Raw genomic sequence first — 19,821 nt, 5'->3', positions numbered from 1 at the left:
AATCAGCCGGCGTCAGCGACGCTTCGGGAGGCCGGTCGCCCCGGCCACCAGATGCGGTCGCCGACGAGAGCGAACAGCGCAGGGACGATCACCGTCCTGACCACCAGCGTGTCGACGATCACGCCGACCCCGACGATCAGGCCGAGCTGCCCGAGGGTGACCAGCGGCAGGACGCCGAGCGCCGCGAACACGGCGGCGAGGACGATCCCGGCGCTCGTGATGACGCCGCCGGTGTGGGCGACCGCTTCCACCATGCCGTCCCGGGTACCCCGCAGCGCCGCTTCGCTCCGGGCGCGGTGGACGAGGAAGATGGTGTAGTCGATGCCGAGGGCGACCAGGAACAGGAAGGCCAGCAGCGGTACCGGGAGATCGAGCGCGTGCTGCCCGAACAGCACGCGACTGAGCCAGGCTCCGGCGCCGATGGCGGCCACGGCGCTCGCCACATTGACGGCGAGCAGCAGCAGCGGCGCGACCAGCGACCGCAGCAGGAACGCCAGCACCAGGAAGCTCACGGCCAGCACCAGCGGCACCACGACGCCGAGGTCCGCGAGGTTCCCGGCACGGGCGTCGAGATCCGTCGCCACCGCGCCGCCGACGACAGCCCCCGCCCGGGGCACATCGTGCACGGCGTCCCGGAGATCCGTGATCTGAGCCAGGCTCTCGTCGGTGCTGGGCGCATACTCGCTGGTCACCAGGATCTTCGTGAGCTTCTCGTCGTCCGTCGTCCCGACAGGAGCGGCGCGGACGATGCCCTCCACGTCGCGCGCCGCAGTGAGGACGGCTTCGGCTTCGCCGCTGTCCGTGACGATGAGGATCGGCTGCGCCTCTCCTGCCGGGAAGTGGTTCGAGAGCACCTCGAGACCCGTCGCGGACTCGGACGGGACCCGGAACTTGTCGACCTGGTCGAGTCCGACGGTCGTCCCGACGAGGCCGACCGTCATCACGGCCAGCAGGGCCGCACCCCCGAGGAGGCTCACGACCGGCCGGCTCACGACGCGCGTCGCGATCGTCCGCCACACCCCGTCGCGTCGTGCGGCAGCTCCGGGACGAGGGACGAACGGCCAGAACACCTTCCGTCCGCACACCGCCAGCAGCGGAGGCAGGAGGAAGAGGACGGACGCCAGGGCGACCAACAGCCCGATGGCGGACGAGACGCCGAGTCCGTGCGTGCCGGGGATCACCGCCAGGGCGAGTGTCAGGAGGGCGAGGACGACCGTGAGGTTCGAGGCGAGGATCGCCGGAGCGGTCCGGCGCCAGGCCGTGCTGAGCGCGCGGCGGTGGTTCGTCGTGGTGGTGAGCTCCTCCCGATATCTCGAGATCAGGAGCAGGGCGTAGTTGGTCCCGGCGCCGAAGACGAGGACGCTGATGATCCCGGCATCGAACTGCAGGTCCCACGCGGAACCGGCAGCCGCGGTCAGTCGCCCGGCGAGTCCGTCGGCCAGGCCGACGGCGGCGAGCGGCAGCAGCCACAGCACCGGTGACCGGTACGTGACGATGAGGAGCACGGCGACGATCAGGACGGTCACGAGGAGCAGGGTGAAGTCGGCGCCTTCGAAGGAGGCGGCGATATCGGCGCCGAACGCCGGACCGCCGGTCACGAGTAGCGTCATCCCGTCCGGTGCGTGCTCGTTGATGTCGGCGCGGAGCGCCGCGATCACCGCGGCGGTGTCGGTGCTCGTCTGGCCGACCGCGATCGGCGTCACGAGAACCGCGGCCTTCTCGTCCTCGCTCACGAGAGGCCCGGTCGGATCCGCGTCCGCGTGCGCGTCGAGCACCGGGAGGAGACCTTCGAGGGCGGTGACGTCCTCTGCCGAGAGCGTCGCGCCGTCGTCGCGTGACGCGACCACGATCACGGACTGCCGATCCGCGTTCGGGAACTCGGCCAGCAGGTCGCTCGTGTGCGCCGACTCCGACCCCGCGGGGGCCTGCTCGTTGCCGGCGGGTGCCTTCGCCGACCCGAACAGGCCGAAGAGAGTCATCATGATCAGGACGACCGCTCCGAGCGTGATCCACGCTCCGCCACGGGAGGTCATCCACTCGGGAAAGCGCCGAAGAGCGCGAGAATCTGCCATACCCGTCACTCCACCAGGAGCGCCGGGCGGCGACATCGTCAAGACGATGGAGGGAAGTCTCCCTCTTTCGATGGATGCCGGTCGGGCACGCGTCCGCACGGGCGGGCATCACGAAGAGCCAGCTCCAGCCGGCTCGGTGCGCTGGTCACACCGCGCGGAGCGCACTGGCGGCAGCATCCATCGCCCCCGCGTCCAGAGCGAAGTAGGCCCACTTGCCGCGCTGCTCACGTGTGACCAGGCCCGCTTCCACCAGTAGTTTCATGTGATGCGACACCGTGCCCTGTGAGAGTCCCACGGGTTCGGTCAGGTCGCAGATGCACGCTTCCCCGCCGGCTCCGGCGGCGATGAGCGACAACAGTCGGACGCGCGTGGGGTCGCCCAGCGCTTTGAAGACCCGGGCGACACGCTCGGCGTCCGCGACGGTCATCGACGGCGCTATAGGCGGAACGCAACAGCTGGTCGCTTCGATTGTCGTCGGCAAGCTCACGGGTCTAGTGTGACACGTATTGACAATCTTCGATAGGTGGGCGACAGTCTTCATATTGAAGTTTGTCAATTTGAGGAGACATGATGTCCGAGCTTCCTGTCGTCGTCATCGGAGCGGGTCCGCAGGGTCTCGCCGCAGCGGCGCGTCTTGTCGAACGCGACGAGAACGTGGTTGTCGTCGAGCGCGGGCAGGGGCCTGCTGCTGCGGTCGCTGAATGGGGGCATGTGCGCCTCTTCTCGGCATGGCCAGAGCTCACTGACGCGGCGGCACGACGTCTTCTTGAGCCGACCGGATGGACCGCACCCGACTCGGGGTACCCGACCGGCGCCGAATGGGTGGACAGCTACCTGGCGCCTCTCGCGGATGCCTTGGGCGAGCGGGTTCACTACGCGACCACCGTTACTGGAGTCGCTCGTCAAGGTCGTGACAAGGTCGTCGACGGCGGACGCAAGGGCCAGCCCTTCGTCGTGCATACGGTCAGCGCGGACGGCCAAGAGTCGCGAGTTCTCGCTCGCGCGGTCATCGACGCGAGCGGCACCTGGGCGCTTCCGAATCCGGCGGGCGCGGATGGATATCCCGCCCTCGGGGAGGCCGCAGCATCCGATCTGATCTCGTACCGCATCCCGGCCGATGTGTCAGAACTCGCGGGGTCGCACGTCGTCGTCGTGGGAGCGGGGCACTCCGCCGCGCACGCTGTCCTGAGATTGAGCGAGCTGGCACGCCGGGCCCCTGGCACCCGCGTCACCTGGATTCTCCGTAGGGGGGAGGCAACGAACGTCTTTGGGGGTGGCGCCAGAGATGAACTTCCCGAACGGGCCGCGCTCGGCTCTCGTGCGCGCAAGATGGTCGACGAGGGTGTCGTGGAGCTGGTGACCGGATTCCGTGTCGCCGAGTTCCGGCAAGCCGCTGACGGCCTGACCGTGGTCGCCGAAGACGGGCGCGAGGTCGCGGGTGTCGGGCGTGTATTCGCACTCACGGGCTTTCGGCCGGACACGGAGATGCTGCGAGAGCTCCGTATCGATCTTGATCCCGCGCTCGAGGCGGTCGTGGGCATCGCGTCCGAGATTGACCCGAACATCCACTCCTGCGGATCTGTGGGTGCCACGGGGGCGCGAGAGCTCGCGCAGCCGGAGCAGGGGTTCTTCATCGTCGGCGCGAAGTCCTACGGTCGGGCGCCGACCTTCCTCGCGTTGACCGGCTTCGAGCAGGTGCGAAGTGTTGCCGCGCACCTCGTGGGAGATCACGAGGCCGCCGGGCGCAGCGAACTCGTCCTCCCCGACACCGGGGTGTGCGGGGGGTCCGGCGACTTCGATGACAACGCGGGCAGCTGCTGTGCGGCTCCTTCAACCATCCAGATCGGCGCACGGCCCGTCGCCGTCAGCTGATCTCCGCTGACGGAAGGGCGGGGCTCATGAGTGGAGCCCCGCCCTTCCGTGTCAGACCAACGCGGATCGTAGCGGTTGCCTCAGGCATTGATGAGTGTCAATATAGACACATGTCGATACAAGAAGTCGAGCTTGCGGTCATCGGGTCCGGCCCTTCGGGCTACACCGCAGCCATCTATGCTGCGCGAGCTGGCCTCGCGCCCGTGGTGCTTGCCGGATCCGTGACGGCGGGTGGCGCGCTGATGACGACGACCGAGGTCGAGAACTTCCCTGGGTTCGTTGACGGCGTACAGGGGCCCGAACTGATGGAGTCGATGCGCGCGCAGGCGGAGCGTTTCGGTGCCCGCATCCTCCTGGACGACGCGATCCGGGTCGACCTCGACGGGCGCACCAAGACCATCGAGACCGGCACGGGGAACACTATCCATGCTCGCGCCGTCATTCTCACGATGGGCTCCGCCTATCGCAAGCTGGGACTGCCAGACGAGGAGCGCCTCACTGGCCGCGGCGTGTCCTGGTGTGCCACGTGTGACGGCTTCTTCTTCCGTGACCAGGAGATCGTCGTCGTCGGCGGCGGGGATTCCGCAATGGAGGAGGCGCTGTTCCTCACCCGCTTCGCATCGAAGGTGACTATCGTGCACCGCCGCGGCGAGTTCCGCGCATCGAAGATCATGGCCCAGCGCGTGCTCGACCACCCGAAGATCGAAGTCGCCTGGAACGCGGAAGTCGCGGGCCTCATCGGCGCCGAGAAGGTCGAGGCGGTCGCACTCCGCGACAGCGTCACCGGTGCGGAACGGGAACTGCCCGCCACCGGAGTGTTCGTCGCCATCGGTCACGACCCGCGCTCCGAGATCGTCACCGGGCTCGTCGAAACCGACGCCGATGGATATGTCCTCGTCGACCACCCCTCCACCCACACGAACGTGTCGGGAGTCTTCGCCGCCGGCGACCTGGTGGATCATACCTACCGTCAGGCGATCACTGCGGCGGGCACCGGATGCGCCGCGGCTCAGGATGCCCAGCACTACCTGGCCGCGCTTGACGAAACCGCACCCATCGAGGCTGACCCCGCCGCAGAGGCGCTCCTCGCATGAGCACCGCAACTGTTCCCACTACTGCTCCAGCCACTCGACGTCTGTCGACTCTCGACCGGTGGTTGCCACTGTGGATCGGCCTGGCCATGGTCGGTGGAATCCTCGTCGGCCGCTTCATCCCCGGCGTCTCCGATCTCCTGGCCGCTCTCGAACTCGGTGGAATCTCCATTCCCATCGCGCTCGGCCTGCTGGTGATGATGTATCCAGTCCTCGCGAAGGTCCGCTACGACAGGATCGCTGCCGTCACCGGAGACAAGAGACTGCTCATCTCGTCGCTGGTGCTCAACTGGCTCGTCGGTCCTGCGCTGATGTTCGTCCTCGCCTGGGCGTTCCTCCCCGATCTGCCCGAGTATCGCACGGGGCTCATCATCGTCGGGCTCGCGCGCTGCATCGCCATGGTCGTCATCTGGAATGACCTCGCCTGCGGCGACCGGGAGGCGGCAGCCGTTCTGGTCGCCATCAACTCGGTCTTCCAAGTCGTCGCATTCTCGCTGCTCGGATGGTTCTACCTGACCGTCCTCCCCGGCTGGCTCGGGTTCGATTCGCAAGGCCTGGAGATATCGGTCTGGCAGATCGCATTGAACGTCCTGATCTTCCTGGGCATCCCCCTCATCGCCGGCTTCGCTTCCCGCCTCATCGGAGAGCGTGCGAAGGGACGCGACTGGTACGAAGGTCGTTTCCTGCCGAAGATCGGTCCCTGGGCCCTCTACGGTCTGCTCTTCACCATCGTGCTGCTGTTCGCTCTTCAGGGGGAACAGGTCACCAGCCGCCCGTGGGACGTCGCGCGGATCGCGCTTCCTCTGCTGGCCTACTTCGCGGTCATGTGGTTCATCGGTCTCTTCACCGGGAAAGCACTTGGACTCGGCTACGCCCGCTCATCGACCTTGGCGTTCACCGCGGCCGGCAACAACTTCGAGCTCGCCATCGCTGTCGCCATCGGCACGTTCGGAGCGACGTCCGGACAGGCCCTGGCAGGCGTCGTCGGTCCGTTGATCGAGGTCCCGGTTCTCGTCGGGCTCGTGTATGTCTCGCTCTGGGCAGCCCGCCGCTGGTTCCACACGGACCCGTACGCGGCTGAAAGGATGCAGTCATGAACGTCACTGCAACGACGGACATCGACACGTGCAGTCCGGTCGCGACGCACGCCATCGGGCTGGAAGCAGCCTCCACAGTCGCCGTGACGCTGAAGGCGCTGTCGGATCCGCTGCGCCTACGGATGCTGTCGGCCATCGCCTCCGACCCGCGAGGAGAATCGTGCGTGTGCGACCTCGCTGAGCTCGCCGACGTCTCCCAGCCCACCGTCTCCCACCACCTCAAGGTGCTCAGGGACGTCGAGGTGCTCACATCTGAGCGACGCGGCACATGGGTCTGGTATCGGATCAACCCGACGCGACGTGGTGCCGTCACCGCACTGCTGGACTCCTTCGCGCCGGCTTCGGTCGCGCCCGGCCGCGTCGACGAAGAAAGCCCGCTACGGCCGGACTTCGACGCGCGCGTGACCCGCCTCGCCGAGGAGCTCGCGGCAGAAGTGCCCGAGCTCGACCCAGATGTCGTCCTCACGACCGTCCGAGAGTCTTACACCGCGCTCGCGCGGACCGCCCGCGTTACCTCGACGCTCATCCCTCTCACCGAGCGCTTCGCGCGGCAACGGCTCGCGGACTTGACCCGAGACCGCGGCTCGGCCCTCCCGCAAGTGCTGTTCGTCTGTGTCGCCAATGCGGGACGGTCGCAGCTCGCCGCCGCGCTCGTCAACCAGCTCGCCCCCGGCAAGGTCGTCGCACGCTCCGCCGGTTCCGCTCCCGCCGACGTCGTCCACCCCCACGTCCGCTCGCTCCTAGCGGAGATCGAAGGTGACGGGGCTGCTGAGCGATTCCCGAAGCCGCTCACCGACGATGCCGTCCGCGCGGCCGACGTCGTCATCACCATGGGGTGTGGCGACGTCTGCCCCATCATTCCCGGCGTCCGCTACGACGACTGGGCGGTCGGCGATCCCGCCCTCGCCTCCCGCGAAGGCGTCGAGGCCATCCGCGACGAGATCGCCCAACGCGTTCGCGCACTCGTCGACGACCTCGTCCACTGACCACGCCTCTCACCAGGAGCACCAATGACTGACACGACCACGAGCACCAAGCCCTCGGTCCTCTTCGTCTGCGTCCACAACGCCGGACGCTCACAGATGGCCGCCGGTTTCCTCCGTGACATCGCCGGCGACCGCATCGAAGTGCGCTCCGCTGGCTCCATGCCAGCCGACCAGATCAACCCGATCGCCGTGGAGGCGATGGGCGAGCTCGGCATCGACATCACGGCCGAACAGCCCAAGGTGCTCACAACCGAAGCCGTGCAGGCATCTGACGTCGTCATCACGATGGGATGCGGCGACGCTTGCCCGTTCTTCCCGGGCAAGCGCTACGAGGACTGGAAGCTCGAGGACCCGGCCGGACAGGGAATCGACGCAGTCCGCCCGATACGCGACGACATCCGCGCGCGCATTCAGAAGCTGGTGGCCGAACTGCTGTGATCCCTGGGCCGGCTGAACACCACGGCGCATTCTTATTGCAGCTGCCGTCGGACATCGGGATGAACTCGGCCTCCGGCGGGCAGTCTGCCTGAGAACGGGTACACCCGGAGCCCCGCCACGGAACGTCGGGGTCGGAACGGCAGGGTCGCGATTCGGCGACGAACCATCCGTCCGGGAGTGGCCCGTACCTTGCGACACGATGCGGCGTTCTTCGCGGCATCGCTCGTAGCTCGGCGATGTGCCCTACCTCGCCTCGGGCGCGGGACCCTGGGTGCCTCCCTGCCGCAAGCTCACTCCTCCGAGAACCCTGACCCATTCCAGGCCACCTTCCAGACCCTGCTGCTCATCACGACGACCGTCAGCATCATCAGCGTCATCAGGGAGGATCGACGCAACAAGCGGGCAACCGCGGGAGCACAAGAGGCGAGCTCCGGTCTGGAGTATCTCCGGAATGTCCGGATCAGCTGTGGAAGTCACATATGGAGGGGCTGACGGGAATCGAACCCGCGCTGTCTGCTTGGGAAGCAGAAGTTCTACCATTGAACTACAGCCCCGCACCCGCCCGAGAGCAGGTGGAGCAAGCCTACCTGTCGCGGGCCGGATGGCCAAAGCGCGGGTCGCTCATGACTAGGCTTGTGCCGTGCTTCTCAGCGATCGCGACATCAGAGCAGAACTCGCCTCCGGCCGCGTCGGCCTGGAACCGCATGCGCCGGAGATGATCCAGCCGTCGAGCATCGACGTGCGACTGGACCGCTACTTCCGCCTCTTCGACAATCACAAGTACCCGTTCATCGACCCCTCGGTCGACCAGCCCGAGCTGACGCGGCTGATCGAGGTCGATCCGGACGAGCCCTTCATCCTCCACCCCGGCGAGTTCGCGCTGGGGGCCACGTTCGAGCAGGTCACCCTGCCGGACGACATCGCCGCGCGGCTGGAGGGGAAGTCGTCGCTCGGGCGCCTCGGGCTCATCACCCACTCGACCGCCGGCTTCATCGACCCGGGCTTCTCCGGGCATGTGACGCTGGAGCTCGCGAACGTGGCGACGCTGCCGATCAAGCTGTGGCCCGGCATGAAGATCGGCCAGCTCTGCTTCTTCCGGCTCACCTCACCGGCGGAGAACCCGTACGGCTCCGGTCCCTACGGCAACCGCTACCAGGGTCAGCGGGGTCCGACGGCGTCCCGGTCGTTCCAGAACTTCCACCGCACCGACGTGGGTGTGACTGACATCGGAGCCGTCGGAGGCTGACATGAGCGACGCGAGCGGGACGAGTTCCGACGAGTCCGCGGTGCCCGAGGGGGCGGCGCCGCCGGATGCTTCGGGGCCGGACGTCGCTCCCGCCGACGCGGTGATCCCGCCGGCCGACGCCGTCATCCCGCCTCCACCGCCGGAGACACCGATCCCGGAGGGGCTCTTGACAGCACCGGACGCCGCAGGCGATGCGCTTCCGGCACCGACCCGTCGCTCGGAGCGATCCCGCCCGACGCCCGCGATCCTCCAGGGCGAGCAGCCCGCGGCGGCTGCGGACGACTGGGCGCAGCGATCGATCGCCCCGGAGGTCGCCGACACCGGCAGCTACCGGATGCTCGCGGTCGTCGTCTTCGTCGTGCTCTTCCTCCTGCTCGCGGCGGCTGTGGTGACGCTCGTCGTGCTGATCACCACTGTCGGGCTGCCGTTCGCGGCCGTCGACCCGGGCGCGGGCTTCCTGCCGACCCGGGTGTAGGGCTCCGAAGGGCGGCGGGCGGGTCCGCCGGTGCGGCATCAATGTCGGCTCGTCCCGTGGCGGTGCCGAGCGCATCCACGGCGTCGAGACCCCCGGTCACGAGAGCGACCACGGCGTCGAGGGTCGGATCAGCCGACAGCACTCTCGTATGACCGAGACCCACCGTGCGGACGAGACGGGAGCGGCCGGGATGAGCGGCGTGCAGCCGGAGGGCGTCGTGGTCGGGCATCCGGCGGTCGCCCCGGTCGTGCACGATGAGCAGTGTGGTGCCGGCGGGGAGTGGATGCGCGCCTGCGTCATACCGTTCGACGGCGGTTGCGGGATCGAGCCGGAGGCGGCGGTGGAAGCGGGTGCGGAGTCGGTCCGCGGTGGCGGGGTCGAGCCGGAGGTCACGGACGAACTGGGCGAGGAACGCCTCGGGTGCGGCGGCCCCGGCGACGACGGCGACGGCGGGGACCGAGCCGGACGACCGGGCGACGGTCAGCGCCGCGAGCCCGCCGAAGGAGTGTCCGATGAGAGCGGAGAAGGGGCCGTGGGTGCGGTCCAGCTGCTCCGCGGCATCGACCCAGTCGCGGATATCGGTGTGCCGCCCGCCGGAGGAGCCGTGCGCCGGGGCATCGAAGGCGACGACCCGGAATCCCTCGGCGACGAGTTCCCGCACGAGCGGGGCGAACTGGGAGGCGCGGCCCCGCCAGCCGTGCAGGAGCAGCACGGTGCGCGGACCCGTGCCCCACGTGTAGGTCGTGACGGGGATGCCGCGCACGAGGAGCGTCCCGCGGCGGGCGTCGTCGTGGGTGGCGGCGTCGGCGGCACGCACGGCCATCCGTGGGCGGGTGGAGAAGAACAGCCGGTAGGCGAGATCGCCGGCGAGGAGAGGGGAGAGGCGTCCCACAGTCGGGAGGGCGCGGACGAGGAGAGAGGACGCGGACGGCATGGAGGCTCCTTCACCGAACTATACGAACGATCATCCGTATACTAGGCGAACGGTCGTTCGTATACTAGGGCCATGGTGGATGGTGTAATTCAGGACGGCCGGCGGGCACGCGGCGACGCCTCCCGCCGCATCGTGCTGGAGAGCGCGACCGACCTCGCCTCCGTCGAGGGTCTGGACGGCGTGACGATCGGACGCCTCGCGACCGCCTCGGGGTCGAGCAAGAGCAGCATCGCGACGCTGTTCCAGAGCAAGGAGGGCCTGCAGCTCGCGACGGTCGCCGCCGCTCAGGACATCTTCGTCGAGCGGATCATCGGGCCCGCCCGCGCCCAGCCAAGGGGAGCGCACCGCCTGGCCGCGCTCCTCCACAACGCCTTGGTCTACTCGAAGGACCGCGTCTTCACGGGCGGCTGCTTCTTCGCGGCGACCGCGGCGGACGTCGACTCCAAGCCCGGTCCCGTGAGCGATGCCGTGCGTGCAGCCCTCGTCGACTGGTACGGATACATCGAGGCCCAGCTGCGGTTCGCGGCCGCGGAGGGGGAGGTCGACGCGGCTGACGTCGAGGTGCTGGCGTTCGAGCTCGTCGCCCTCAATGAGCAGGCCAACGCGCGGTCGCTCCTCCTGCGGAGCGACAGGCCGTATGCGCTTGCGGCGGCCGCGATGCGCTCACGCCTCCGTGACGCGGGCGCCCCCGAAACCGCACTCGCCCTCCTCGACCTCTAGCCCCGTCCCGCGCCCGGGCCCCACGCCCCCGTTCCCCCTGCGGGCTCAGAAACGCACCGCAATCCCGCCTCGAAGGGCCGTTTCTGATCCCGCCTCACGGTCGGGCCCTGCCCCCTTATGCGTGCGGGATGGGAAATGCGCGCCGCGGTCCGTCGGAAGGATCGTTTCTGATCCCGCCCGACGGTCGGGCCGTCCGCTCTTTCGCTCGCGGGATGGGAATCGGCCCCCGAGGTCCGTCGGGAGGGCGTGACTGATCCCTCCCGACGGTCGGGCCCCGTTGCGTGCGGGGCGAGAATCGGGTCCCGAGGTCCGTCGGGAGGGGCGTTTCTAATCCCGCCCGACGGTCGGGCCCCGTTGCGTGCGGGGCGAGAATCGGGTCCCGAGGTCCGTCGGGAGCGGCGTTTCCGATCCTGCCTAACGGTCGGGGCCTGCCGTCTTGCGTGCGGGATGAGAAGTGGCCCGCGAGGTGCGACGGAGGGCTGTTCTTGATCCGCGCACGTGCCTTCCCTGTACCTGTCACCTCAGGCCCTTGCGCTTCCACCGGGCGCCTCGTTCCTCGTCCCTCCCGCGCCGCCTGGCTGCATAACCCTGCGAGATGGAAAACGTGCCGCTGGGGTGTTCGGGAGGGGCGATTCTGATCCCGTCCGCAGAGTGGGCGCTCGCGTCGCCGCGGTGGGGGAGCGAGAACGTGCTCCGGAACGGCTTGGGAGGCGCGACTCTGATCCCGTCTCGGCTCAGGGGGCTTCGCCTCCGTCCTCGGCTCGGGTCGGGCTGGGGCGCGGGTGGGGGATCGAAGACGTGCCTCGAGTGCGCTCGGGAGGTGCGGAAGTGATCCCGGAGGGGCGTCCCGGTGCACGGAAGCGCCCCAGCCGGGGTTCCGGTGGGGCGCTTCGAGGAGGTGAGGTCAGGCGGCGTGGCCGTGGCGGAATCCTGCGTCGAAGCCACGCTCGAATGCGCGCTCCGCCATCCGCTGCGCGCGGTGGCCGTGGCCGTGCCCGTGACCGCGGCCGTGGTCGCGGTGTGCGCGACCGTGGTCGCGGTGCCCCTGGCCGTCGTGGTGACCGCGCCCGCGGTACCCGCCTTCCTCGGCTCCGTCGTGACGGTCGAAGCCGTGCCGGGGGCCGAAGCCCTCCTCGGGGCCGAAGCTGTGCCGGGGGTCGAAGCCGTGCCGGGGGTCGAAGTCCCCGTGCCCGAAGCCGTGCCCGAAGCCGCGCCCGTGCTCGTTCCCGTGCCCGTGCCGGCGAGCGAAGCCGCCGCGGGGGCCGAAGCCGAACCCGGGGCGCTGCTTCCGGGGGAGAGGGGTCTCCTCGTCCCACCCGAAGGCGCGGGCGATCTTCTCGAGCGCCGCGAGGGTCGTCGCCATCTCCTCGTCGGAGACCGCGTCGGCGACCTTCGCGCGGATGCCGTCGACGGCGGCGCCGAGACGCTCCTTCGCCGCGCGGCCCTCGTCGGTCAGCGCCCATCCGTCGCCGTCCGCCTCGACCCAGCCGCGGTCGACGAGGCCGTGGAGCTTGTGCGGGTTCAGCGGGCGGCGCGCGGGTACCGAGCCGTCGACCACGTTCAGCAGCCGCCAGTCGCGGCGGGTCGCGCCCTCCGCGGCGAAAGCGGTGGCGAAGTCCTGCGCCATCAGACGGTCGACGGCCTTGAGCCAGAAACCGAACGGGCGGGAGGTGTTGTGAGAAGTGCTGTCTGCAGTGGTGTTCATGGTGATCCTTCGTGGTCTGTGGTGCACCGATGACGCATGTCATTCGACATATCAATGTCACTGTGCATGTATATGCAGTGTGACATGGGACCGAGACGCATGTCAAGCTGCATGTAAAATCGGGGCATGGCCACCGATCCGATCGACCCCGCGTCCCCCGACGCCGCCGAAGCGATCGCGCAGGCGCTCTCCCGACTGCGCGGACGTCGACCAGGGCCCGGCGGTCGCGAGCACGGCGGGCCCCGCGGTGCACACGGGCACGGGCCCCATGGTGACCCGCGCGAGCACTTCGCCCATCACCGCGGCCACCCGGGGATGCCGCCGTGGATGACCGACGGCGGCCGTCTCGGCGGACCGGCCCGTCTCCGCATGCTCGAAGCCCTCGCCGCCGCGTCGGAACCGCTCAGCGTGAGCGCGCTCGGGCAGGCGATCGGCGTGGATCAGCCGCGGGCGTCCCGGCTCGTGCAGCAGGGTGTGCAGGCCGGATTCGTGCGGCGCGAGGCCGATCCGGACGACGCCCGCAGCACCCGCATCGCGCTGACCGACGAGGGGCGGCGACTGGCCCGCGGGATGCGGGGCGAACGCCGCGAGCTGCTCGGTCGCGCGCTCGAGTCGTTCACCCCGGAGGAGCGCACGGAGCTCGCGCGGCTGCTCACCAAGCTCGCCGACAACTGGCGCGCCTGACCGGCCTCACGCGCGGGCGAAGTCCAGCGAGGGCTCGTCGTCCACCGAGAGGGACAGCACGACGGTCTCCACCGCGTCGTGCGCCTCGATCCGCCGCTCCACCTCCCGCAGTCGCCGGGCCACGTCGTGCTCGCGCGCATCGCCCGCGAGGTCGACCTCGGCGACGAGGAACAGCCGGTTCGGCCCCACGTACTCGATATGCAGGTAGGTGACCCGCTCGATGTCGTCCATGCCGAGGAGGGCCGCGCCGACCCGGGAGCGCAGCGCGGGGGACACCGACGTGCCGACGAGGAACGCGATGTTCCGTCCGATCAGGATCACGGCGACGACGCCCAGCAGGATCCCGACGAGGATCGACCCGATCGCATCCCACGCGGCGACACCGGTGAGCTGATGCAGGAGGATCGATCCGCCCGCCAGCACGAGGCCGATGAGGGCGGCGGAGTCCTCGAAGAACACCGCCCGGAGCGTGGTGTCGCTCGTCTCCAGCACGAAGTCCCACGTGGAGGATCCGCGCTCCTGGGCCAGCCGGCGGGAGCGGAGCATCGCCTGCGTGAACGACGCCCCCTCCAGCACGAAGGCGATCCCGAGCACGATGTACGCCACGACCGGGCTCTCCACGGGGCCGGAGTCGGACAGCTCCTGGATGCCGTGCATGATCGAGACGATCGAGCCGGCGGTGAAGATGCCGAATGCCGCGATGAGGGACCAGACGAACGCGTTGCGGCCGTAGCCGAGCGGATGCCGGGCGTCCTTGGTCTTCGCGCCGCGCCGATCGGCGATGAGCAGGAAGACCTCGTTCCCTGCGTCCGCCCAGGAGTGCGCGGCCTCGGCCACCATCGACGCGGACGAGGTGATGACGGCGGCGACCGTCTTCGCGATCGCGACGAGGATGTTGGCGAGGAAGGCGAGGACGACGGTCACCGGGTCAGGCTACTCCCGCCCGACCCGTCCGACGCCCGGAGCGGGCTCAGCGCGGCGCCTTCACCGGGAGCAGGAGAAGGAACCCGATGATGAGCACGATGACGATGCCGAGGATCCCATAGGCGGTCTGGCTCGTCGAGACGATGAGCACGGTCCAGGCGGCCGAGGCCATCCAGCTCGCGGCCCTGCCGGTCGTGGCGTAGAGACCGAAGATCTCGCCCTCCCGGCCTGCCGGGGTGACGCGGGCGAGGAAGGAGCGCGCCGCCGCCTGCGCCGGGCCGACGAAGGCGCAGAGCACGAGGCCGCCGATCCAGAACACGAGCGACCCGGCGTCGCGGAGCAGGAACACGGCGAGGCCGGCGACGACCATCGATCCGATCGAGCCGAGGATGATCCGCTTGGGGCCGAGGCGATCGTCGAGGCGCCCCGCGATGATGGTCGAGACGCCGGCGACGAGGTTCGCGGCGATGCCGAAGACGATGATGTCCTGCGTGCCGAACCGGAACACCGCGGTGCCGATAATGGCGCCGAACGCGAAGACCCCGCCGAGGCCGTCGCGGAACACGGCGCTGGCGAGCAGGTACCAGAACGTCGACCGGGTCTGCGGGTCGCGGTAGAGGCCGATCACGTCTTGGACGAGGAGAACGTAGGAGCGGAAGAACCCCACCTTGCGCTCCGGCCGCCCGAGCGACGGCTCCGGCACGTTGAGGAAGATCGGGATGCTGAAGACGATCGCCCAGACCGCGCATCCCACGGCGATGAGCCGGTACGCGAGGCCGTTGTCGGTGGACATGCCGAACCAGTCGAAGGTGTCGAGCAGGACGACGATGACGAGGGCGATGATGCCGCCGAGGTAGCCGAAGCCCCAGCCCAGGCCGGAGATGCGGCCGACGTTCTTCGGGTTCGCAATGCCGATGAGCATGGCGTTGGAGTTCACCGCGGCGATCTCGCCGAACACGGAACCGGCGGAGATCAGCGCGACGCCGAGCCAGAACAGGGCCGGCTGCGGCTCCACGAACCACAGTCCCAGCATGCAGAGGATGAGAGCGCCGGTGCCGATGCCCAGCCAGAGCTTCTGTCGTCCGGCGGCGTCGGCGCGCTGACCGAGGACGGGGGCGAGCAGGAGGATGCCCAGGGCGGCGATCGTCGAACCCAGCCCGAGACCGGAGGCGAGGTCGGCCTCCGCGGCGACGCGGACCGGGTCGCTCGGGTCGAGGGCGGCGATCTCCGGCGGCAGGAACGAGGCGCTGACCAGGTACAGCGCGGTGAAGACGAACGTGAGGATGACGGTGTTGAACGGCTGCGTCGCCCAATCCCACAGCGCCCAGGAGTACACCTGCTTCCGAGGCGCGGGGGTGTCTCCCCGCAGATCGAGGCCGACGACGGCCACGGCGCCGCTGTTCGCTGTCGCCACGGGCTCGGGGGCGCCCGCCGCGGGATCGGGTGAGGTCATGGTCGAAGTCTGGCCGCGGACGGTGAACGCCCGGTGACGGCGCGCCGTCGGCGTCGGGCGCCCGGGGCGTTCAGAGGGCGGGGCCGCGGCGGATGCGGACGGGTCCGCGGGCGTCGGCGATCTGGACCGGCTCGCCCTTCTGCGTGACGACCACGACGTCGCGGGAGGCCAGGTCCGCGGCGACGCGGCGCACGTCGGGCATCCGGTCGCGCCACTCCTCGCCGCCGACCGCGCGGGCGACGTCGCTCGGGCAGATCGACGAGTCCGCGCGTTTCCGGGTGAGGGCGCGCATCGTCGCGGCGATCCGCTCCTCGGCCTGCGCCGCGGAGGGCTCCTCCCACCACGGGGCACCCCGCTCGCCGAGGGCGGTCTTCGCATCCTGCACGCGACGGCGGGCGTCGGGCTCCGCCGCCTTCACCGCGCGCCGTGCGGCCATGAGCTCGTCGACGAGCTCCTGCCGCAGGTTCTCGGGGATCGACGGATCGGTGGCGCGCCACCGCCGGCCGTTCACGACGATGTGGTGTCCGTCCGCGGTGGGCGCGGGGCCGTCGTCCGTCATACCGGCCATCCTGCGCGGCGGCCGCGCGCGCCGCCATCCCCTTGACGTCCGCGCGGCTGCCGGTCAGCGGTAGAGGAGGTCGGCGTCGACGAGCCCCGGCCAGTCCGGCACCGCGAGCGACTCCGGCTCGTCCCACGCGCCCGCCGTGATCCGGCGGAAGGCGCCCTCGACCCCGAACAGCTTCTCCAGAGGGGACCAGTCGGACTCCCCGGGCATCGGCACCAGCGCCCGCTCGGCCAGGGCCTCGGGGTAGAGGGCGGCGAGCAGCGACAGCAGGCGGACGCCGGTGTGCACCGGCCGGAAGGCGACCGGGTCGGTCACATGCAGGAGGAGCCCCTGGCAGGCCTCGCCGGCGTGATCCCGCACCAGAGGGGTGAAGCCGTAGGGGGAGGCGGTGACACCGGGAAGGGCGAACTCGACGAACGCGGTCGTGTACTCCTCGGCGTCGATGAACGGGGCGCCGACGACGCGGAAGGGCACGGCCGTGCTGCGACCCTCGGAGACGTTCACGCCCTCGGCCAGACACGTGCCGGGGTACAGCAGGGCGGTCGCGGCGCTGGGCAGGTTCGGCGAGGGCGGCATCCAGGTCAGCTCCTGCCGGCCGAGGGCGGTCTGATCGCGCGTCCATCCCTGCACCTCGACGACGTGCAGCTCCACGTCGATCCCGCGCGTGCGCACCCAGTGCCGCGCGAGCTCGCCGATCGTCAGACCATGGCGGACGGGCATCGTCCACCGCCCGACGAGCGAGTTCGCCGCCTCGTCGAGCATCGGCCCCTCGGCTTGCTCCAGGCGTCCGCCGAGCGGATTCGGGCGGTCGAGCACCATCACGGCGACGCCCGCGTCGGCGCACGCCTCAAGCACATGGCTCATCGTCCAGATGTAGGTGTAGAAACGCGCACCCACGTCGGGAAGGTCGACGAGCACGATGTCGAGGTCGGCGAGGTCGGCGGCCGCGGGACGCACGTCCGCGCCGTAGAGGCTGCGCACCGGGAGCCCTGTCAGCGTGTCCCGCAGATCCCCGATCAGCTCTCCCTCCCTGGCCCGGCCGTCGAGGCCGTGCTCGGGGCCGAAGAGGAGCGTGAGCGGGAATCCGGCGTCGGCGAGGCCTGCGCGTCCACGGGCGAGGGTCGAGGTGAGGGCCAGGTCGTTCGTGACCATCCCGAGGCGGGCGCCCCGGAGGCGGTCCCGCTGCGGCTGCGTCAGGTCGTCGTGGAGGAGGCGGTCGATTCCGAGCTGCATGATCAATCGATTCTGTGAGCGGTGACGGCGTCGTGCGTGCGCTGGAGGTTCGCGGAGATCCGGTCGTAGTCGGCCTGGGCGATGCGCGTGTAGAGGAAGTCGAGGACGGCGAGCTGGGCGATGCGGCTGGCCATCGCGCCGGAGCGGAAGGTCGACTCCGACACCGCCGTGACGAGGGTGTGCGCGCACGCGCGGGCGAGCGGCGAGCGCGGGTTGTTGGTGATGGCGATGGTGGTGGCGCCGGCGGCGGCGGCCACCTCGGCCGCCTGCACGATCTCCAGGGTGCGGCCGGAGTGCGAGATGGCGATCGCGGCGTCCCGATCGTCCAGGAGCGCGGCGCCGGTGAGGGCGAGGTGGTGGTCGGTCCGCGCCTGGGCGACGAGGCCGGCGCGATGGAGCTTCTGCTCAAGGTCCTGCGCGGCGAGTCCGCTGGAGGCCGCGCCGTAGATGTCGATACGACGCGCGCCGCGGACCACGGCGACGCACCGCTCCAGCTCGGCGATGTCGAGCTGGCGGGCGGTGCGCTCGATGGCCTCGGCCTCCGCGAAGGCGATCTTGCGCACCGTGGTCGCGGCGTCGTCGTGGCGGCTCACATCCCCCGCGGACACCTGGAAGCGCTCGCGCTCGGACGCGCTCCGCGTGAGCTCTCCGGCCAGGGCGATCCGCAGGTCGGGGTACCCGGGGAACCCGAGGCTGCGGGTGAAGCGGGCGACGCTGGCGACCGACACCCCGCACTCCTCGGCGAGGCGGGTGATGGAGTTCTCCAGGACCGCCTGCGGTTCGGCGAGCACGCGTTCGGCGATGCGGCGTTCCGTGGGGGTGAGCGCGGAGAGGCGCTGATGGATGGCTGTCACGACACTGTTCGGCACGAGCCCATGATGGCAGGTCGGGTCCGCACTCGGTAGGAATTTTCAGAAACGCTTGCATTTTTGTAAGAGATTGCCCACAGTGGCAGTGTCGGCATCGTCCCCGTGCCGCGACGAAGACGTCACCCGAGAGGAACACCATGCGAAACCGCCCCGTCCGCCTCGCTCTCACCGGAGGGATCCTGGTCGCCGGACTCGCCGTCGCCGGCTGCGCGCCCGCAGCCTCGAGCGGCGATGGTCAGGATGATGTCACCCTGACCATCTGGTCCTGGCAGGCCTCGTCGTCCCCGAAGTGGGAGGCCGTGTTCGACGCCTACGAAGAGTCCCACCCCGGCGTCACCATCGAGTTCGAGGGCTTCCAGCCCACCGAGTACAACCAGATCCTCGCCACCGGCCTCGAGGGCAGCGACGGTCCGGACATCGCGATGCTGCGCGCCTATGGCGGCGTGCAGTCGGCGATCCAGTCGGAGCAGATCGTGCCGATCGACGACATCGTCGACGGTCTCGACCAGTTCGACCCCACGGTCCTGCGCGCGGCCCAGGGCAAGGACGACGGCAAGACCTACGGCGTCCCCTTCGCGTACCAGACCATGCAGATGTTCTACAACAAGACCATGTTCGACGAGATGGGCCTCGAGGAGCCCACCGACTGGGACGAGTTCATCGAGCTGCAGGAGACCCTTCTCAAGGAGGGCGTCACCCCCATGGCGCTCGGCGCCCGCGAGGACTGGGTCCTGCCGATGTTCCACGACATCGTCGGTTCGGCGCACTACGGCGGTGCGGACTTCGAGGAGAAGGTACTCGCCGGCGACGTCGACTTCACCGACCCTGCCTACGTGTCCTCGCTGCAGATCGTGCAGGACATGCAGAAGTACCTCGACAAGAACGTCAACGCGATCGCCGTCGCCGACGCCGTCCTGCAGTTCACCTCGGGCCAGGCCGCGCAGTGGCCCGGCGGCTCGTTCGACCTGCCCACGTTCCAGAGCTCCGCGCCCGACACCGAGTGGGGCGTCTACGAGGTCCCGCCGTCCCCCGACAGTGCTCTCGACCACGCGGTCACCCCGGGCTACGCGGACGGCAGCTTCGGCATCAACGCGGCCAGCGAGAATCAGGAGGCGGCCACCGAGCTGCTCAACTGGATGACGACGAAGGAGTTCGGCCAGCTCGTCGCCGACGAGGTCGACCAGTTCTCCGCGCTCCCCGGGGTGGAGTACTCCGACCCGCTCATGCAGGAGATGAACGAGCAGTACACCGCCAACCCGGCTCCGTACCTGCTGCTCGTCGACTTCCGGTACGGCGACCCGACCGGCACCGCGGTGCTCGGCCCGGACATTCAGGCCATGTTCCTCGGTCAGAAGACCCCGGAGCAGCTGGGCGCCGACCTGCAGTCGGGCATCTCCACCTGGTTCACCCCCTCCTCCTGATCCGAGCGTGGTAGGGCGCCGCGTCCGGCGCCCTAC

The 19,821-nt window shown here is 69.8% G+C and carries 19 protein-coding genes and 1 tRNA gene; 10 read left to right on the top strand and 10 right to left on the bottom strand.

The window, feature by feature from the left end; all coding sequences use genetic code 11:
* Nucleotides 1-2 precede the first annotated feature (2 nt).
* Complete coding sequence (locus tag IZR02_RS15855; protein WP_036292256.1) at nucleotides 3-2,033, bottom strand: MMPL family transporter; 2,031 nt, start codon at nucleotides 2,031-2,033, stop codon at nucleotides 3-5.
* 184 nt (nucleotides 2,034-2,217) lie between these two features.
* Nucleotides 2,218-2,559: an ArsR/SmtB family transcription factor gene (locus tag IZR02_RS15850; protein ID WP_025102703.1), complete on the bottom strand. Its 342-nt coding sequence runs from the start codon at nucleotides 2,557-2,559 to the stop codon at nucleotides 2,218-2,220.
* Between the two features lie 80 nt (nucleotides 2,560-2,639).
* On the opposite strand from IZR02_RS15850, the gene IZR02_RS15845 reads away from it, so the two are divergent.
* From IZR02_RS15845 to IZR02_RS15825, 5 genes are all read left to right on the top strand, one after another.
* Nucleotides 2,640-3,944 carry an NAD(P)-binding domain-containing protein gene (locus IZR02_RS15845; RefSeq protein WP_025102702.1) on the top strand — a complete coding sequence of 435 codons (1,305 nt, stop codon included), beginning with the start codon at nucleotides 2,640-2,642 and terminating at the stop codon, nucleotides 3,942-3,944.
* 110 nt (nucleotides 3,945-4,054) lie between these two features.
* Nucleotides 4,055-5,038, top strand: a complete 984-nt coding sequence (trxB, locus tag IZR02_RS15840; RefSeq protein WP_217316530.1) for a thioredoxin-disulfide reductase — start codon at nucleotides 4,055-4,057, stop codon at nucleotides 5,036-5,038.
* The gene (arsB, locus tag IZR02_RS15835; protein WP_025102700.1) at nucleotides 5,035-6,132 is read left to right on the top strand and encodes an ACR3 family arsenite efflux transporter; all 1,098 of its coding nucleotides are present in this window, start codon (nucleotides 5,035-5,037) and stop codon (nucleotides 6,130-6,132) included. The genes trxB and arsB overlap by 4 nt, the downstream gene beginning before the upstream one ends.
* Nucleotides 6,129-7,118, top strand: coding sequence for a metalloregulator ArsR/SmtB family transcription factor (locus IZR02_RS15830; protein WP_025102699.1), 990 nt, complete (start codon nucleotides 6,129-6,131; stop codon nucleotides 7,116-7,118). The genes arsB and IZR02_RS15830 overlap by 4 nt, the downstream gene beginning before the upstream one ends.
* A 24-nt stretch (nucleotides 7,119-7,142) precedes the next feature.
* On the top strand, nucleotides 7,143-7,556 hold the full coding sequence (locus tag IZR02_RS15825) for an arsenate reductase ArsC (RefSeq protein WP_025102698.1): 414 nt from the start codon (nucleotides 7,143-7,145) through the stop codon (nucleotides 7,554-7,556).
* A gap of 480 nt (nucleotides 7,557-8,036) precedes the next feature.
* On the opposite strand, the gene IZR02_RS15820 is transcribed toward IZR02_RS15825, so the two are convergent.
* A tRNA-Gly gene (locus IZR02_RS15820) sits at nucleotides 8,037-8,110 on the bottom strand.
* Nucleotides 8,111-8,196: 86 nt separating this feature from the next.
* Between IZR02_RS15820 and dcd the strand changes: the two genes are divergently transcribed.
* Both dcd and IZR02_RS15810 read left to right on the top strand, forming a co-directional pair.
* Entirely contained in the window at nucleotides 8,197-8,802 is a 606-nt protein-coding gene (gene dcd, locus IZR02_RS15815) for a dCTP deaminase (RefSeq protein ID WP_025102697.1), read from the top strand.
* Between the two features lies 1 nt (nucleotide 8,803).
* Nucleotides 8,804-9,277, top strand: a complete 474-nt coding sequence (locus IZR02_RS15810) for a hypothetical protein (RefSeq protein WP_025102696.1) — start codon at nucleotides 8,804-8,806, stop codon at nucleotides 9,275-9,277.
* Here the strand turns inward: IZR02_RS15810 and IZR02_RS15805 are convergent.
* Complete coding sequence (locus tag IZR02_RS15805) at nucleotides 9,210-10,211, bottom strand: alpha/beta fold hydrolase (RefSeq protein ID WP_025102695.1); 1,002 nt, start codon at nucleotides 10,209-10,211, stop codon at nucleotides 9,210-9,212. The genes IZR02_RS15810 and IZR02_RS15805 overlap by 68 nt on opposite strands.
* 72 nt (nucleotides 10,212-10,283) lie before the next feature.
* Here IZR02_RS15805 and IZR02_RS15800 point away from each other — a divergent pair, with 72 nt between their 5' ends.
* Nucleotides 10,284-10,931: a TetR/AcrR family transcriptional regulator gene (locus IZR02_RS15800; RefSeq protein WP_025102694.1), complete on the top strand. Its 648-nt coding sequence runs from the start codon at nucleotides 10,284-10,286 to the stop codon at nucleotides 10,929-10,931.
* Between the two features lie 904 nt (nucleotides 10,932-11,835).
* Here the strand turns inward: IZR02_RS15800 and IZR02_RS15795 are convergent.
* Nucleotides 11,836-12,636 (bottom strand): MarR family winged helix-turn-helix transcriptional regulator, encoded by an 801-nt coding sequence (locus tag IZR02_RS15795; RefSeq protein ID WP_025102692.1) that lies wholly within the window; start codon nucleotides 12,634-12,636, stop codon nucleotides 11,836-11,838.
* Between the two features lie 126 nt (nucleotides 12,637-12,762).
* Between IZR02_RS15795 and IZR02_RS15790 the strand changes: the two genes are divergently transcribed.
* Complete coding sequence (locus IZR02_RS15790) at nucleotides 12,763-13,320, top strand: MarR family winged helix-turn-helix transcriptional regulator (RefSeq protein WP_025102691.1); 558 nt, start codon at nucleotides 12,763-12,765, stop codon at nucleotides 13,318-13,320.
* Between the two features lie 6 nt (nucleotides 13,321-13,326).
* Here the strand turns inward: IZR02_RS15790 and IZR02_RS15785 are convergent, their stop codons facing one another.
* The 5 genes from IZR02_RS15785 to IZR02_RS15765 all read right to left on the bottom strand — a co-directional run bounded on the left by IZR02_RS15785 (nucleotide 13,327) and on the right by IZR02_RS15765 (nucleotide 18,364).
* Complete coding sequence (locus IZR02_RS15785; RefSeq protein WP_025102690.1) at nucleotides 13,327-14,244, bottom strand: cation diffusion facilitator family transporter; 918 nt, start codon at nucleotides 14,242-14,244, stop codon at nucleotides 13,327-13,329.
* A 46-nt stretch (nucleotides 14,245-14,290) separates the two neighbouring features.
* On the bottom strand, nucleotides 14,291-15,697 hold the full coding sequence (locus tag IZR02_RS15780; RefSeq protein ID WP_025102689.1) for an MFS transporter: 1,407 nt from the start codon (nucleotides 15,695-15,697) through the stop codon (nucleotides 14,291-14,293).
* 70 nt (nucleotides 15,698-15,767) lie between these two features.
* On the bottom strand, nucleotides 15,768-16,256 hold the full coding sequence (locus tag IZR02_RS15775) for a DUF3253 domain-containing protein (protein ID WP_025102688.1): 489 nt from the start codon (nucleotides 16,254-16,256) through the stop codon (nucleotides 15,768-15,770).
* 63 nt (nucleotides 16,257-16,319) lie between these two features.
* Nucleotides 16,320-17,495 carry an exo-beta-N-acetylmuramidase NamZ family protein gene (locus IZR02_RS15770; protein WP_025102687.1) on the bottom strand — a complete coding sequence of 392 codons (1,176 nt, stop codon included), beginning with the start codon at nucleotides 17,493-17,495 and terminating at the stop codon, nucleotides 16,320-16,322.
* Nucleotides 17,496-17,497: 2 nt separating this feature from the next.
* A complete protein-coding gene (locus IZR02_RS15765) occupies nucleotides 17,498-18,364 on the bottom strand; it encodes a MurR/RpiR family transcriptional regulator (protein ID WP_029989136.1) in 867 nt (288 codons plus the stop codon).
* Nucleotides 18,365-18,501: 137 nt separating this feature from the next.
* Here IZR02_RS15765 and IZR02_RS15760 point away from each other — a divergent pair, with 137 nt between their 5' ends.
* Nucleotides 18,502-19,785: an ABC transporter substrate-binding protein gene (locus IZR02_RS15760; protein ID WP_025102685.1), complete on the top strand. Its 1,284-nt coding sequence runs from the start codon at nucleotides 18,502-18,504 to the stop codon at nucleotides 19,783-19,785.
* Nucleotides 19,786-19,821: the final 36 nt, after the last annotated feature.

The organism is Microbacterium paraoxydans, assembly GCF_019056515.1.
GTDB lineage: Bacteria > Actinomycetota > Actinomycetes > Actinomycetales > Microbacteriaceae > Microbacterium.
Note: the sequence above shows the minus strand (reverse complement) of the source record. Positions and strands in the feature narration are given on the sequence as shown.